General features: G+C 66.8%; 14 protein-coding genes. 5 read left to right on the top strand and 9 right to left on the bottom strand.

Features of this window, described 5'->3' with window-relative positions:
- Position 1 precedes the first annotated feature (1 nt).
- Complete coding sequence (locus ABQF30_RS04405) at positions 2 to 889, bottom strand: glycosyltransferase family 2 protein (RefSeq protein ID WP_448461398.1); 888 nt, start codon at positions 887 to 889, stop codon at positions 2 to 4.
- Positions 886 to 1,755: a dTDP-4-dehydrorhamnose reductase gene (rfbD, locus tag ABQF30_RS04400; RefSeq protein WP_448461396.1), complete on the bottom strand. Its 870-nt coding sequence runs from the start codon at positions 1,753 to 1,755 to the stop codon at positions 886 to 888. The genes ABQF30_RS04405 and rfbD overlap by 4 nt, the downstream gene beginning before the upstream one ends.
- Positions 1,756 to 1,821: 66 nt before the next feature.
- On the opposite strand from rfbD, the gene ABQF30_RS04395 reads away from it, so the two are divergent.
- The 3 genes from ABQF30_RS04395 (at position 1,822) to ABQF30_RS04385 (ending at position 4,919) form a co-directional block, all read left to right on the top strand.
- Positions 1,822 to 3,306, top strand: a complete 1,485-nt coding sequence (locus ABQF30_RS04395) for an LCP family protein (protein WP_448461394.1) — start codon at positions 1,822 to 1,824, stop codon at positions 3,304 to 3,306.
- Positions 3,303 to 4,007, top strand: coding sequence for a TIGR03089 family protein (locus ABQF30_RS04390; RefSeq protein WP_448463437.1), 705 nt, complete (start codon positions 3,303 to 3,305; stop codon positions 4,005 to 4,007). Before ABQF30_RS04395 ends, ABQF30_RS04390 begins: the two co-directional genes overlap by 4 nt.
- 105 nt (positions 4,008 to 4,112) lie before the next feature.
- Positions 4,113 to 4,919, top strand: a complete 807-nt coding sequence (locus ABQF30_RS04385; RefSeq protein WP_448461392.1) for a biotin--[acetyl-CoA-carboxylase] ligase — start codon at positions 4,113 to 4,115, stop codon at positions 4,917 to 4,919.
- Positions 4,920 to 4,935: 16 nt separating this feature from the next.
- On the opposite strand, the gene ABQF30_RS04380 is transcribed toward ABQF30_RS04385, so the two are convergent.
- A complete protein-coding gene (locus ABQF30_RS04380; RefSeq protein WP_448461391.1) occupies positions 4,936 to 6,105 on the bottom strand; it encodes an acyl-CoA dehydrogenase in 1,170 nt (389 codons plus the stop codon).
- A 133-nt stretch (positions 6,106 to 6,238) separates the two neighbouring features.
- Between ABQF30_RS04380 and ABQF30_RS04375 the strand changes: the two genes are divergently transcribed.
- Positions 6,239 to 6,892: a TetR/AcrR family transcriptional regulator gene (locus tag ABQF30_RS04375; protein ID WP_448461389.1), complete on the top strand. Its 654-nt coding sequence runs from the start codon at positions 6,239 to 6,241 to the stop codon at positions 6,890 to 6,892.
- 16 nt (positions 6,893 to 6,908) lie between these two features.
- Here ABQF30_RS04375 and purE read toward each other — a convergent pair whose 3' ends face one another.
- Together purE and ABQF30_RS04365 are read right to left on the bottom strand one after the other, a co-directional pair.
- Positions 6,909 to 7,418, bottom strand: coding sequence for a 5-(carboxyamino)imidazole ribonucleotide mutase (purE, locus tag ABQF30_RS04370; protein WP_448461387.1), 510 nt, complete (start codon positions 7,416 to 7,418; stop codon positions 6,909 to 6,911).
- Positions 7,408 to 8,568, bottom strand: coding sequence for a 5-(carboxyamino)imidazole ribonucleotide synthase (locus ABQF30_RS04365; protein ID WP_448463435.1), 1,161 nt, complete (start codon positions 8,566 to 8,568; stop codon positions 7,408 to 7,410). The genes purE and ABQF30_RS04365 overlap by 11 nt, the downstream gene beginning before the upstream one ends.
- A gap of 156 nt (positions 8,569 to 8,724) precedes the next feature.
- Between ABQF30_RS04365 and ABQF30_RS04360 the strand changes: the two genes are divergently transcribed.
- A complete protein-coding gene (locus tag ABQF30_RS04360; protein WP_448461385.1) occupies positions 8,725 to 9,417 on the top strand; it encodes a GtrA family protein in 693 nt (230 codons plus the stop codon).
- Here the strand turns inward: ABQF30_RS04360 and ABQF30_RS04355 are convergent.
- From ABQF30_RS04355 to ABQF30_RS04340, 4 genes are all read right to left on the bottom strand, one after another.
- Positions 9,372 to 9,890 carry a PH domain-containing protein gene (locus ABQF30_RS04355; RefSeq protein WP_448461383.1) on the bottom strand — a complete coding sequence of 173 codons (519 nt, stop codon included), beginning with the start codon at positions 9,888 to 9,890 and terminating at the stop codon, positions 9,372 to 9,374. The genes ABQF30_RS04360 and ABQF30_RS04355 overlap by 46 nt on opposite strands.
- Positions 9,891 to 9,962: 72 nt before the next feature.
- Positions 9,963 to 11,048: a 3-ketosteroid-9-alpha-monooxygenase, oxygenase component gene (locus ABQF30_RS04350; protein WP_448463433.1), complete on the bottom strand. Its 1,086-nt coding sequence runs from the start codon at positions 11,046 to 11,048 to the stop codon at positions 9,963 to 9,965.
- 32 nt (positions 11,049 to 11,080) lie between these two features.
- Positions 11,081 to 12,625 carry an FAD-binding protein gene (locus ABQF30_RS04345; RefSeq protein ID WP_448461382.1) on the bottom strand — a complete coding sequence of 515 codons (1,545 nt, stop codon included), beginning with the start codon at positions 12,623 to 12,625 and terminating at the stop codon, positions 11,081 to 11,083.
- A complete protein-coding gene (locus ABQF30_RS04340) occupies positions 12,622 to 14,271 on the bottom strand; it encodes a steroid-22-oyl-CoA synthetase (RefSeq protein WP_448463431.1) in 1,650 nt (549 codons plus the stop codon). The genes ABQF30_RS04345 and ABQF30_RS04340 overlap by 4 nt, the downstream gene beginning before the upstream one ends.
- Between the last annotated feature and the right edge of the window lie 172 nt (positions 14,272 to 14,443).

Here is a 14,443-nt window from a genome sequence, read left to right as displayed (position 1 = left end):
CTCAACGCTGCCCTTTCGCCCGTTTACGCCGAGAACTACCGACCACCAGGCCCGCACGTACGGCCAACGCGCCTCGGATCGTCCACCGCAGAGGCGCCTGCCAGCCTGCGGGGTACCGATCGGCGAGGAAAGTGTAGGTGCTGCGGTGGTGGGCGGCCAAGTTGCTGGCCGGGTCCCGGCCCGTGGAATGGCCCTTGTAATGGAGAACCTCCGCGGCCGGCACGTAGATGTTCTGCCAGCCCGCCCGGCCGAGCCGGTCCCCGAGGTCCACATCTTCCATATACATGAAGTAGCGCTCGTCGAAACCGTTTATCGCGTCGAAGGCCGCCCGGCGCAGCAGCAGGCAGGAACCCGACAGCCACCCGACCGGGCGTTCACAGGGCTCCTGGCGATCCTGACGATAGGCCGCCGTCCACGGATTGGATTTCCAGAACGGGCCGACCACGGCGTGCATGCCGCCACGGATCAGGCTGGGCTGATGGCGTGCCGACGGATACACCGAACCGTCGGGATCGCGGATCAGCGGCCCCAACGCCCCGGCCTGCGGCCAGCGGCCTGCGGCCTCGAGCAGCAGATCGATGGAGCGCGGTCCCCACTGCACGTCGGGGTTGGCCACCACGAAAAACTCCGCGTCCCGCGCAACCTCAGCGGCAGCGCGGTTCACCGCGCTGCCGTACCCGAGATTTGCGCCGGTGCGCAGCAGACGCACGTTCGGGTACCGCTGCTCGGCCTCTTCGGGTGCGCCGTCGGTGGATCCGTTGTCCGCCATGATGACCGTCACCGGCCGCTCCGTCGCCAACGACAGTGAGGCCAAGAACCGGTCCAGGTGCAGCCCCGGGGAATACGTCACCGTCACCACCGCGAGCGGGCGGGCCGCATCCTCAGTCACGGCGTAGAGGGTAGCGGTCCGTCGGCGAGTGCTGCGGACAGCGCCTCGCGCCAGGGACGCAGCGGGGTGAGTCCCGCGTCGGCCGACAGTTCAGCGGACAGCGCCGAGTACGCCGGGCGGGGGGCGGGCCGCGGATGTTTGTCGGTGCCCACTGGCCGCACGCGGTTCGGATCGGCGCCCAGGATCTCGAACACCGCCTGCGCCTGCTCGAATCGGCTGGCCTCCCCCGCATTGGCGGCGTGCAGCACCGGTTCCCGGATCGTGCCGTCGGCGATTTCGAGCAAGGCGCCGACGAGATCGGCCACATACGTCGGCGATCCGATCTGATCGGCCACCACGTCGACCGTTCCGTCGCCTGCGGCGAGCCTGCGCATCACCGAGACGAAGTCGGTGCCTTCGGGGTGGCCCTGGTAGATCCACGCCGTGCGGACGACGTGGGCGTCGGGCTTCGCTGCGAGCACCGCCAGTTCCCCGGCCAGCTTGGTGCGGCCGTACACGCTGACCGGGCCCGTGTCGTCGCCGACGTCGTAGGGCGTGCGGCGGTCGCCGCCGAACACATAGTCGGTGGAGATGTGGATCAGCTCGGCCCCCGCCCGGGCGCAGGCGTGCGCGACGTTCTCCGCACCGGTCGCGTTGACGGCATGGGCGCGGTCCGGTTCGGACTCGGCGGCGTCGACCTTCGTGAAGGCCGCACAGTTGACGACCACGTCGCCCTGGGCGACGAAACGCTCGGGTGCGCCGGCGTCGGTGATGTCACATTGTGCCGACGTCAGGGCCACCACCTCGCGGCCCTGGCGACGGGCGTGATCAGCTAATACTCGCCCGACCAGGCCACCGGCCCCGGTGATGACAATCCGCTGCAGCATGGATCGAGTCTGGCACGCCGGTCTGCGTTACCCGGCTCACGTCGTCACCGCAAGTAGCCTGGGCAGGTGCCCATCCACCTACTACGCACCATTGCTGTGACGGCAGCGTCGGCCGTGGTGCTCGGCACGGGGGTGGCCTGGACCCAGATTCGCTCATTCGAATCGGGCATCAATCACATCAGCTCGCCCGCGCTCGGCGAGGGTGGCGAGGATGGTGCCATCGACATCCTCCTGGTCGGTAATGACAGCCGCACCGACGCGCACGGCAATCCGCTGACCGCCGAGGAACTGGCCACGCTGCGCGCCGGCGACGACGTGTCCACCAACACCGACACGATCATCCTGGTGCGGATCCCGAACAACGGGCAGTCCGCGACCGCCATCTCGATCCCCCGCGACTCCTACGTCGAGGCCCCGAACTGGGGCAAGATGAAGATCAACGGCGTGTTCGGCGATGTGAAGCTCGACCGGATGAAGCAGCTCGTTGAGGTCGAGGGTGAGGATCCCGCCGTCGCGGAGCCTCAGGCCACCGAGGCCGGCCGCGAAGAGCTCATCCAGACCGTCGCCCTCCTCACCGGCGTCACCGTCGACCACTACGCCGAGATCGGGCTGCTGGGCTTCGCCCTGATCACCGATGCGCTGGGCGGGGTCAACGTGTGCCTCAAAGACGCGGTGTACGAACCACTTTCAGGTGCCGACTTCCCCGCAGGCTGGCAGAAGCTGGACGGCGCGCAGGCGCTGAGCTTCGTGCGGCAACGCCACAACCTGCCGCGCGGAGACCTCGACCGTGTCACCCGCCAACAGGCCGTGATGGCCTCGCTGGCCCACGATGTGATCTCCAGCAAGACCCTGTCGAGCCCGGCCACGCTGGGCCGGTTGCAGTCGGCGGTGCAGCGGTCGGTGGTCATCTCCGATGGCTGGGACATCATGGATTTCGCCGATCAGCTGCAGAAGCTCGCCGCGGGCAACGTGGCGTTCTCCACCATCCCGATCCTGCGCGAGGACGGCTGGAGCGACGACGGGATGCAGAGCGTCGTCCGGGTGGATCCCGCCGAGGTCCGCGACTGGGTGTCCGGTCTGTTGCAGGACCAGGACGAAGGCAAGACCGAAGAGCGGGCCTACTCGCCGGGCGACACCACGGTCGAGGTGGTCAACGCCACCGACATCAACGGATTGGCCGCCGCGGTATCGCATGTGCTGTCCAACAAGGGCTTCACTCCCGGCAGCACGGGCAATCATGAAGGAGGCCCGCAGGCCGGCAGCCAGGTGCTGGCAGCCAAAGCCGACGACCTTGGCGCCCAGGCGGTTTCAAAAGACCTGGGCGGGTTGCAGGTCACCGAGGACGAGTCTGTTCCGTCAGGTTCGGTACGGGTGGTCCTGGGCAACGACTACACCGGTCCGGGCTCCGGGCTCGACGGCAGCGACCCCACGCTGGAGACCGTCGATCCCGCTGTCGCCGACACCGGCGGGGCGACGGAAACGGGTCTGACCCCGTCACAGCAGCCACCGGTCCTCACCGCGGGTTCCGATGATCCGGAGTGTGTGAACTGAGCACCCTCAGCGCCTCTGTGTTGGATCCGCTGCTGGCGTCAGACCCGGCGGGCCCGCGGATCACCTATTACGACGACGCCACCGGCGAACGCATCGAACTGTCGGCGGTGACGCTGGCCAACTGGGCGGCCAAGACCGCCAACCTGTTGCGCGACGAGATGGGTGCCGGACCGGGCACCCGGGTTGCCGTGCTGCTGCCTGCACACTGGCAGACGGCGGCGGTGCTGTTCGGTATCTGGTGGATCGGTGCGGAAGTAGTTCTGAGCGGTGCTGCCGATATTGGGTTGTGTACGCGGGATCGTCTCGACGAGGCCGACGACGCGGCCGGCGGCGGTGAGGTCGCGGTGCTGTCGCTGGACCCGTTCGGCAAGCCGGCCGCCGACCTGCCCGTCGGCGTCACGGATTATGCGACCTCGGTGCGAGTGCATGGCGATCAGATCGTCCCCGAGCGGCACCCCGACGTCGCCCTGGATGGCCGGTCGGTCGCCGATGTCTTGGACAGCGCGCGCAATTCAGCGGCCGCACAAGGGATTGCGGGTACCGACCGGGTGCTCTCGACGGCGACGTGGGACAGCGCAGACGAGATCGTGGACAACATGCTCGCGATCTTCGCCGTCGGCGCATCGCTGGTGCAGGTGGCCAACCCCGATCCCGCGGTGATGGACCGGCGCCGCACCACGGAGAAGGTCACCCGCGGCTAACCCGTTTCTCCGCGAGCAGACAGAGAATCGCATTACCCGACGGGATTCCGTGCGAGTCTGCGTCTGCTGGCGGTGGGATACGGCGCACTAACTAGGCTTCCGCGTATGACCTCCGCTGACGGGCGACCTGCCCTGGATTTGGCCAAGCTCCGCACGCTGGCCGGTGAGCACTGGCGTCGCATCGACATCGTCGACGAGACCGGATCAACCAATGCCGATCTGCTGGCCCGCGCCGCCGCCGGGGAGAACATCGGCGGCTGTGCGCTGTTGGCCGAGCATCAGAGTTCCGGACGCGGACGCCATGGGCGCACCTGGGTCACCCCGCCGCGGTCGCAGGTGGCGATGTCCGTCGGCATCGACGTATCCGGCACGGTGCCCGACACCTGGGGTTGGCTGCCCCTGCTGACCGGGGTGGCGGTGGTCGACGCGGTCGAGCAGGTATGTGGATTGCGTGCCGGGTTGAAGTGGCCCAATGACGTACTCGTCGAGCAGGGCAAGCTGGCCGGCATCCTGGCCGAGGTCGCCGCGCCCAACACCGTGATCGTCGTCGGCCTCGGACTGAACGTGTCCTTGACCACGACGGAAGCACCCACCGAGGCGGCGACCTCACTGACCATGCTGGGTAAGCCCGACGTTGATCGAAATGCGTTGGCCGCCACGATCCTTCGTGAACTCGCCAAGCGCGTCGAGCACTGGCGGTCGGCCGGAGGCGCCGATGAAACCCTGGTCGACGACTACCGCCGGCTCAGCGTCACGCTCGGTGCCCGCGTCCGTGCGGCACTGCCCGGGGATCGCAACATTGTCGGTACCGCACGCGACATCGACGCATTCGGACGACTGGTCATCGAGGACGGCGGCGAGCCGACGACCATCGCGGCGGGCGACATCACCCACCTGCGCCCGGAACCCTGATCGCGATTGACGGCAGTTACTTGAGCAGTGCGCGGCTCATCACCACGCGCTGAATCTGGTTGGTGCCCTCGTAGATCTGGGTGATCTTGGCGTCGCGCATCATCCGCTCGACGGGGAAGTCCGTGGTGTAACCCGCGCCGCCGAACAACTGCACGGCGTCGGTTGTGACCTCCATCGCCACATCGGAGGCAAGGCATTTCGACGCCGCAGAGATGAATCCCAGGTGGCCTTCGCCACGTTCGGCGCGGGCGGCAGCGTGGTAGACCATCAACCGCGCGGCCTCGACCTTCATCGCCATATCGGCGAGCATGAACTGCACGGCCTGGAAATCGCTGATCGCAGTGCCGAACTGCTTGCGATCCTTGGTGTATTCGATCGCGGCATCGAGAGCACCCTGGGCGACGCCGACGGCCTGCGCACCGATGGTCGGGCGGGTGTGATCGAGCGTGGCCAACGCGGTCTTGAACCCGGTGCCCGGGTCGCCGATGATCCGGTCACCGGGGATGCGGCAGTTCTCGAAATACAGCTCGGTGGTCGGTGACCCCTTGATGCCCAGCTTCTTTTCCTTGGGGCCGACGGTGAATCCCTCGTCGTCCTTGTGGACCATGAACGCCGAGATGCCGTTGGCTCCCTTGTCGGGGTCGGTCACGGCCATGACGGTGTACCAGCTCGACTTGCCGCCGTTGGTGATCCAGCACTTGGTGCCGTTGAGGATCCAGTCGTCGCCGTCGGCCTTGGCCCGCGTGCGCATGGCCGCCGCGTCGCTGCCGGCTTCGCGCTCGGAAAGCGCATAGGAGGCCATCGCCTCACCGGAGGCGATCGACGGCAGCACCTTCTGCTTCAACTCGTCGGAACCGCGCAGAATCAGGCCCATGGTGCCGAGCTTGTTGACGGCCGGGATCAGCGAGGCCGAACAATCGACGCGGGCCACCTCTTCGATGACGATGCACGCGGCCACCGAGTCGGCACCTTGTCCGCCGTACTCCTCGGGCACATGTACCGCGTTGAAGCCCGAGGCGTTCAGCGCGTCGAGGGCCTCCTGCGGAAAGCGGGCGTTCTCGTCCACGTCAGCCGCATACGGCGCGATCTCCTTCTCGGCGAGCGCGCGAATCGCCGCCCGGAGCTCCTGGTGCTCCTCGGGAAGCTGAAACAGATCAAAAGATGGGTTGCCGCCCCAACCAGCCATGGTCTTCTCCTTAGCTTTCAGCTCTTGGCTCTCTTGACTCATCGTTGCCCGGACTGCACATCGAGTACATCGCCCTGCTACTTTTGGCACTCAGTACCATAACATCGGCACTCAGTACCCTGGAGGTGCGCCCATGCCCGGCCTGCCAAGCACTCGGGATCGTCTGGTGAGCGCGGCATTCGACCTGTTCGAAGAACGTGGGTATGAGGCCGCAAGCGTCGACGACATCGCGGCCCGGGCGCGGGTGGGACGCACCACCGCGTTTCGCCAGTTCGGTTCCAAAGAGGCGATGATCTTTCCCGATCACGAGGCGTTGCTGCGGCGCGCCGACGAGCGGCTGTCGACGGTGCCTACCGAAGCGCTCCCCGGCGAAGTCATCGCCGTGGCGACCTCGGTATTCGAGCACTATCTCGCCGAGGGCGAGCGTGCCCGGACGCGCTACCGGCTCGCCCGCTCGGTACCTGCCCTGCGCGACTTCGAAACGGCCGTGGTGTCGCGTTATGTCCGGCTGTTCACCAAATACCTGCGGACCGCGCAGACCGAGGATTGGACAGCGGACCTGCGCGCCGAACTATTCGCCAACGCCGTGGTCGCTGCGCACAACCACGTTCTGCGCCGATGGCTGCGCGGCGACGTGACCAACGCGCGGTCGGACCTGGCCGAGGCGCTGGCCGCGACATGGCCGATCTACCGGGGCGGTGGCGGCTACACCGCACTTGTGGTGATGTCGACCGATGAACCGATCGAGTCCCTGACACCCCGCATTCGCGAGCTGATCGGCGATTGACTCGGCCTTCGTGTCGTTAAGCCTCACCCAACAGGCGATCCCGCAAGGCGGCGTCCTTCGCGAGCACCATGGCTTCCAGGTCAGCCTGGAACGCCGACATCCGGGCCCGCAGCGTGGTGTCCGCCGAACCCAGGATCCGCACCGCCAGCAGGCCGGCGTTGCGCGCTCCCCCGATCGAGACGGTTGCCACCGGAACCCCGGCGGGCATCTGCACGATCGACAGCAACGAGTCCAGGCCGTCGAGCCGGGCCAACGGCACCGGCACCCCGATCACCGGCAGCGGGGTCGCCGAGGCCACCATGCCCGGCAGGTGGGCCGCGCCACCCGCACCGGCGATGATCACTTCGATGCCCCGATCGGCCGCGGTCTGCGCGTATTCGAGCATCCGGGCCGGAGTGCGATGCGCCGAGACCACGCCGACCTCGAACGGCACCTCGAATTCGGCGAGCGCGTCGGCCGCATCCGACATCACCGACCAGTCGCTGTCGCTGCCCATGATGAGCCCGACCCTTGGTTTACCCGGCATGTTCATCCCATCCGTCGGTCCACACCGCGTGCGAGAGCCAGTGCGCCGCACGCACCGCCCGCTCCCGCAGATCGGCCATATCCGAGCCAATCATGTTGACGTGCCCGATCTTGCGACCGGGCCGCTCGCCCTTGCCGTACAAGTGGACCTTGGCCTCGGGCATCCGCGCAAACAAGTGGTGCAGGCGCTCGTCCATAGACATCGCCGGTGTCTCCGGTGCACCCAGCACGTTGGCCATCACGGCGGCGGGAGCGATCGCTGCCGTATCGCCCAGCGGATAGTCCAGCACCGCGCGCAGATGTTGCTCGAACTGGCTGGTCACCGAACCATCCATGGTCCAGTGCCCGGAGTTGTGCGGCCGCATCGCCAACTCGTTGACGAGTAACCGCCCATCGGTCGTCTCGAACAACTCGACCGCCAGCACCCCGACCACCCCGAGTTCGGCCGCCAGGTGCAGCCCCAGTTCGGTTGCGGCGGAGCCTAATTCCTCGGACAGACCGGGTGCCGGCGCGAAGACCTCGACGCAGATGCCGTCGCGCTGCACGGTTTCGACCACCGGCCATGCCGCACCCTGCCCGAACGGCGAGCGCGCCACCAGCGCGGCGAGTTCCCGGCGCATCGTGACGCGCTCCTCGGCGAGCAGCGCCACCCCCTCGGCCAGGTACCGGTCGACGATCTCGCGGGCCTGTGCGACGTCGTCGGCCATCATCACGCCCTTGCCGTCGTAGCCGCCGCGCACCGTCTTGATCACTACCGGGCCGTCGATCTGCCGCACGAACGCCTCGATGTCCTCGACCGACCGGATCTCTTCGAAGCGCGGCACCGGTGCGCCCAGCGCATGCAGCCTGCGCCGCATCAGCAGCTTGTCCTGTGCGTGCACAAGCGCCTGCGGTGGCGGTGCGACGGTGACGCCTTCGGCGACCAACTTCTCCAGGTGCTCGGTGGGCACGTGCTCGTGGTCGAAGGTCAGCGCCGAGGCGCCGGCGGCCACCCGGCGCAGCGCATCGAGATCGGTGTGCTGCCCGATGACCACATCCGGGGTGACCTGCGCAGCGGGCTCGTCGGGCCCGGTGGCGAGCACCCGCAGGGTCTGGCCCAGCGCAATCGCGGCCTGGTGGGTCATCCTGGCGAGCTGACCGCCGCCGATCATCGCCACTACAGGACTTTTGTTGGGAGTAGTCGGCACGGTGCCATCGTTTCATGCGCCGTTCCCGTGCCTGCCATGGCCGGTGCATTGACCTGCGGTTAAGGCGGGGCTTTTCAGCGATGCGGCACGGAGCCGGGCGTTTCCGTACACTGGCTAATCGTGTCCTTTGCCGATGCGACGATCGCGCGACTGCCGCGATCCATCCGTCCTTACGCCGAGCAGCATCACGAGCTGATCAAGTTCGCGATCGTCGGCGCGACGACGTTTGTCATCGACTCGGTGATCTTCTACACCCTCAAGCTCACGATCCTTGAGCCCAAACCCGTCACGGCGAAGATCATTGCGGGCATTGTCGCGGTGATCGCCTCCTACATCCTCAACCGGGAATGGAGCTTCCGGGACCGCGGCGGCCGCGAACGCCACCACGAGGCGCTGTTGTTCTTCGGATTCAGCGGCCTTGGCGTGCTCATATCCATGGCCCCGCTGGCCTTCTCCAGTTATGTCCTCGGGTTGCGGGTGCCCGAGGTGTCGCTCACCGTCGAGAACATCGCCGACTTCGTCTCCGCGTACATCCTGGGCAACCTGTTGCAGATGGCGTTCCGGTTCTGGGCCTTCCGCCGGTGGGTCTTCCCCGACGAGTTGGGCCGCGATCCCGACCTGGTGCTCGAGTCGACGCTGACCGGTGGTGGGATCGCCGAGGCGTTCGAGGATCACGCCGAGCATCAGCGCGAGGCCGCGACAGTGACACCGTTACGCACGCGAGGAGCAGATGGGGTCCTGCGCAGGGGCCGCCGCGGACGGGCACGTCAGCTGGGGGACTCTTCGGAACCCAGGGTGTCGAAGACTTCGTGATACAGCAGTGAGTGCACCCGTTCCACGCGCGGAATGTCGTGGAATTCCAGGGGATCCTGCGACGCCGATTCGATGATCAGCGTTCCGGTGCGCAGCAGCCGGTCGCTCAGTCCGTGCGAGAACTCCACACTGTTGATGCGCGCCAACGGGATGTCGATACCGGAGCGGGTCAGCAGCCCGTGCCGGAACATCACCCGCCGGTCGGTGATGACGAAGTGTGTTGTCCACCAATTCAGGAACGGCCAGACGGTCAACCAGCCGACCACGATCAGCCAGATCACCCCGATCACGATGAACAGCACGTTCTTGGCTGTGGTCTGCCATTCCATGGTGTTCACCACGGCGGCGACGAATGCCGCGGCCGCGCTGGCGAGAATGAGCACCAGCACCGCCCCGATCAGGCGTTTCCAGTGCGGATGCCGATGCAGCACCACCTGCTCGTCGTTGGCCAGGACGTTCTCCGGGTAACCCACGGCAGAACTCTACGATTCAAACCGACCCAGGTGCTCGATATCCCCGGCCGACACGGTGCCCCGTCGTCGGCGCTACCTGGAGGCTGAGCTCATGTTCTCGGCCACTTCCTGCTGCCACAGTTCGTTCGCATGGGTGGTGTCGACCTCCAACTCGAACCGGTTGGTCATCTCCGGCGTGACGTCGGCGAGGTCGACATAGAACTGCTCGTACCATCGGCGGTGCTGATACACCGCGCCGTCCTCTTCGGTGAGCAACGGGTTGTCGATGCGGGTTTTGTGCTTCCAGATCTCGACGTCTTCGAGGAACCCTTCGCCGAACGAGCGGCCCATCGCGCCGGCGAGCTTGGCGGCTTTCTCGGCGGGCAGGCCCGGCATCTGCTGCACAGCCACACCCCACTGCAACACGAACGAGTTGTGCGTCACCGGGTAGTGGCAGTTGATCAGCGCGACCTCGACGGTGAAACCGGGCCCGAGCTCGTTGTGCAACCAGTTGATCATGTACGCGGGGCCGAAGTACGTCGCTTCTGAACGCAGATATGTGCCGTCCCAGAGCTTTTCGGGATTGGGAGTGTAATCGGGCCGCGGTTTGGACTCCATGAACTGGCTGGCCGTGTGACCCTCGATGACGTTCTTGAAGTACGTCGGGTAGGCGTGGTGGATGTAGAAGAAGTGCGCCATGTCGACGTTGTTGTCGACGATCTCGCGGCAGTGCGATCCCTCGATGAGAATCGAATTCCATTGCCACGGTGACCAGATGCCGTCGGCGTAGCCCTCAATCGTCGGGGGTGCCAGTTCCGGTGGTGGAACCGAACCCTCCGGGTCGTGCCACACCAGCAGCTGGCCGTTGACCTCGTGCGTGGGCCATTTGCGGGTTCGGGCCATCCGCGGCGTGCGCTTGGCGTACGGCACGAGTTTGCATTTCCCGTCACTGCCCCAGCGCCAGTCGTGGAACGGGCAGGCGAGGTTGTCGTCCTTGATCGTGCCGCGCGACAGGTCACCGCCCATGTGCCTGCAGTAACTGTCGAGGACGTGCAGCGCGCCGTCGGAGTCGCCGTACACCACCAGCTTGGTGCCGAACGCCTCGATGCCGTGCGGTTGCCCGTCGCGGAAATCCTCTGCCAGCCCCAGACAATGCCAACCGCGGGCGAACCGCGTCATCGCCGAGCCCGCGTCGATCTCCCGAATTTCGCTCACAAGGTCCTGCCTAGCATGTCTTCGATCGCGAGGTGGCTGAACAGCATGCTGGTGCCGATCGGATTTCCGCCACCTGGGTAGGCGGTGCCGCTCGGCGCGGCCATCGTGTTGCCCGCGGCATACAGGCCGTCGATCACCGCACCCGAGGTGTCGAGCACCCGGGCCGCGGTGTCGGTGCGCAATCCGCCCTTGGTGCCCAGGTCGGAGATCCCGAACGCGGCGGCGTGGAACGGCCCTTTGTCGATGGCGACGAGCGGCGACGCGCCACCGGAGAACGCACGGTCGTAGGCCTCGTCGCCGCGCCCGAAGTCCTCGTCGACGCCGGTGGCGACGAACTCGTTGAACCTCGCCACCGTTGCCAGCAGATCGGCCGGCGGCACCCCGATCTTGGCGGCCAGCTCGTCGAGGGTGTCGGCGGTGTGCCACAGTCCGGCGTCGATATAGCGGTCCGGCTCGACCATCGACACGTTGGTCGCCTTGACTGGTGGCACCAGACCCTCGCGGTCGTCGTAGATCATCCAGTACGGCAGGGTCATGGAACCGTCGGCCAGCCGCGCCAGGATGGCCCGGCCGATCCGGTCATAGGCCGCCGATTCGTTGACGAACCGCTGCCCGTTCTGGTCGACGAAAATGCCGCCGGTGAACCACAACGCGAACGCCGAACGCCCGTCCGGGTGGGTCAGTCCGGGTGACCACCAGGCCTGGTCCATGAGGTCGACGTCGGCGCCGACGGCGATGCCCGCCTCGTGCGCGCGGCCGAGATTTCCCCACGGCCCCATGGTGTCCCGTACCTCGCCGGGCACGCCGTATCGCTTGCGCAGCTCGTCGCTGCCCTCGAATCCGCCGGCGGCCAGCAGCACGCCGCGACGCGCGCGAACGGCCTTGCGCTGCCCCGCATTTTCGATGACGGCACCGACCACGCGGTTGCCGTCCCGCACCAGTTCCACGACGGCGGTGTCGAGGCGCAGCGACGCATTCGGGTACTGCTCAATGGCTTTGAGGAACCGGGCGATCAACGCTCGCCCACCGATGAAGTAGTCGTCGGGTTGTTCGGCGCCGAGCCGGTCGGCGTCCAGCGGGCCACGTACCAGTTCCTTCAGGTGCGGCGCCTTGGCTACCTTGAGCGGTCGCGCCGCGATGTGGCGTTGCCCGTCGGCCCGGGCCTTGGGCGCCGTGCCGAAATAGTCCGGCCACGGCATTGGCGCGAACTTCAGGTTGTCATCCTCTTCGAGGTATTCGATGAGGGCGGCGCCGCCCCGGACATAGGTGTCCTGCAGTTCCCGCGGCGTGCGGTCGCCGACGACGGCGTGGTAGTACTCCAGTGCGTCCTCGATGGTGTCGTCGGTGCCGGCTCGCAGCAGGACCGGGTTGCACGGAAACCACACGCCGCCGCCACCGGAATACGCTGTGGTGCCGCCGAATTTGTCGGTGGCCTCGACCAGGAGGACGTCGAGCCCCTCGCGGGCCGCGGTGTAGGCCCCGGTGACACCGCCGCCGCCCGATCCGGCGATCAGCACGTCACACTCTTCATCCCATTTCACGCGTAACGCTGCCTTCCATACTGTGCGAACTCGGCGTCCAGCGACCGCTTGTCATCGTCGCCCATGGCGCGGTAGTCGGGTGTGCCCCGTCCCACCCACCGATACACGAGCTCGTCGGTGTGCCACCGCTGTTTTTGCAGTTCACGTTTGAGCACCTTGTTGGAGCCGGTGACCGGGAGGTTCGGCGACACCCGCAAAAACCGTGGCAGCCCTTTGGCAGGGAGATCGACCTGTTCGGCCAGATAGGCGGCGAACGCCACGGTGTCGAAACCGTCCGGGTCGGCGACCTCGAGTGCGGCCATCACCTGATCACCCGACCGCGGATCCGGTACGGCATACACCCCGGCGGCGATCACCTGTGGGTGGCGGCGCAGCACATGCTCGATCGTCAGTGCCGAGGTGTTCTCCCCGTCCACCCGGATCCAGTCGCCGCGTCGGCCGGCGAAGTAGATGAAACCGTGTTCGTCGAGATAGCCGAGATCACCCGTCCAGTACCAGCCGTTGCGGATACGTTCGGCGTTGGCCTCGTCGTTGCGGTAGTAGCCCTCGAAGGTGCGGGTGCCGAACTTGTCGATGATTTCACCGACTGCTTCGTCGGGATTGAGCACGCGGCCATGCTCGTCGAAAAGCGCTGGCGCACAGTCTTTCAGCGTCTGCGGATCAACGATCGCCACGCCGTCATGCGCAGGGCGTCCCAGCGCACCGGGCGGTGCGTCAGGAGCAAGGGCGACCGCGCCGCCACCCTCACTGGACCCGTACCCCTCGAAGAGTTCAGCGCCGAAACGACGACGGAATTCGGCCTGATCGTCGGGTGAGGCCTCGGTGCCGAAACCGCGGACCAACGGATTGTCGGCATCGTCGGGACGCTGCGGGGTGGCCATCAGATAGCCGAGTGCCTTGCCGACGTAGGTGAAGAACGTCGCACCGAAATAGCGCACATCGCCCAGAAACCCCGACGCCGAAAACGACGGAGTCAGGCAGACTGTCGCGCCGACGGATAACGCCGGTGCCCACAGCGCCATGATGGCGTTGCCGTGAAACAGTGGCATACAACAGTATTCGACGTCCGCCCGGACGTGGCCGTACTTCTCGGCGGCGGCGTGGGCGATGCGGGCCAGGCGGCCCTGACTGCATTTGACGGCCTTGGACGCGCCCGTCGTCCCCGAGGTGAACAGCAGCAGGAACAGCGAGTCCTCCCCCACGCCTGGCGCGACGGCCGGTTTGCTGCGGTGCGCAGCCACCAGCTGGGCGTAGCCGGCGCTGTCCACCACCAGGAACCGATCCGGTTCGAGCCCGAGGTCCAGACCACGCAGCCGATCGGCGCCTGCCGTGTCGGTGACGATCAATTGGCAGTCGGCATGGCGGATTTCGGCCGTCAGCTCGGCAGCGCCCCGGGTTGGGTTGATGCCCACGATCGTCGCCCCGGCCAAGGCGGCACCGCCGAGCCAAAACACGAAATCCGGCACGTTCTCCAGCAGCACGCCGATATGAAACGGCCCGTCGCGGCGCAGGGACTGAGCTATTGAGCCGCGGGCGGCGGACTCGTGGACCACCTCGTCCCATGTCCAGTCCCGCTCGCGGGTGCGCAGTCCGAGCCGCTGGTCGCCCAGCCGGTCGAGCAGCATGGCCGCGATGGATTCGGCCATCAGGCGAGTGGGGTCGATGACGGCCACGGATGGCCTCCTTGTCGGTGGGCTGTTCGAGGTGCACCGCAATCTTGGCCGATGAGGCGACGCCGGAGGACTCGGCCGTACCGATTATGAGTTGCTGTGACGAGCGTGCAGCCTTTTGCGGCAGATCGACGAAGCTGGAACAGGA

The organism is Mycolicibacterium sp. XJ870 (assembly GCF_053483975.1).
Note: the sequence above shows the minus strand (reverse complement) of the source record. Positions and strands in the feature narration are given on the sequence as shown.

Coding starts and splice junctions, on each gene's coding strand:
- rfbD (WP_448461396.1), bottom strand. CDS start 1,755: ATGCTGCAGCGGATTGTCATCACCGGGGCCGGTGGCCTGGTCGGGCGA.
- ABQF30_RS04385 (WP_448461392.1), top strand. CDS start 4,113: ATGACCTCCGCTGACGGGCGACCTGCCCTGGATTTGGCCAAGCTCCGC.
- ABQF30_RS04380 (WP_448461391.1), bottom strand. CDS start 6,105: ATGGCTGGTTGGGGCGGCAACCCATCTTTTGATCTGTTTCAGCTTCCC.
- ABQF30_RS04375 (WP_448461389.1), top strand. CDS start 6,239: ATGCCCGGCCTGCCAAGCACTCGGGATCGTCTGGTGAGCGCGGCATTC.
- purE (WP_448461387.1), bottom strand. CDS start 7,418: ATGCCGGGTAAACCAAGGGTCGGGCTCATCATGGGCAGCGACAGCGAC.
- ABQF30_RS04365 (WP_448463435.1), bottom strand. CDS start 8,568: ATGATCGGCGGCGGTCAGCTCGCCAGGATGACCCACCAGGCCGCGATT.
- ABQF30_RS04350 (WP_448463433.1), bottom strand. CDS start 11,048: ATGACGCGGTTCGCCCGCGGTTGGCATTGTCTGGGGCTGGCAGAGGAT.
- ABQF30_RS04340 (WP_448463431.1), bottom strand. CDS start 14,271: ATGGCCGAATCCATCGCGGCCATGCTGCTCGACCGGCTGGGCGACCAG.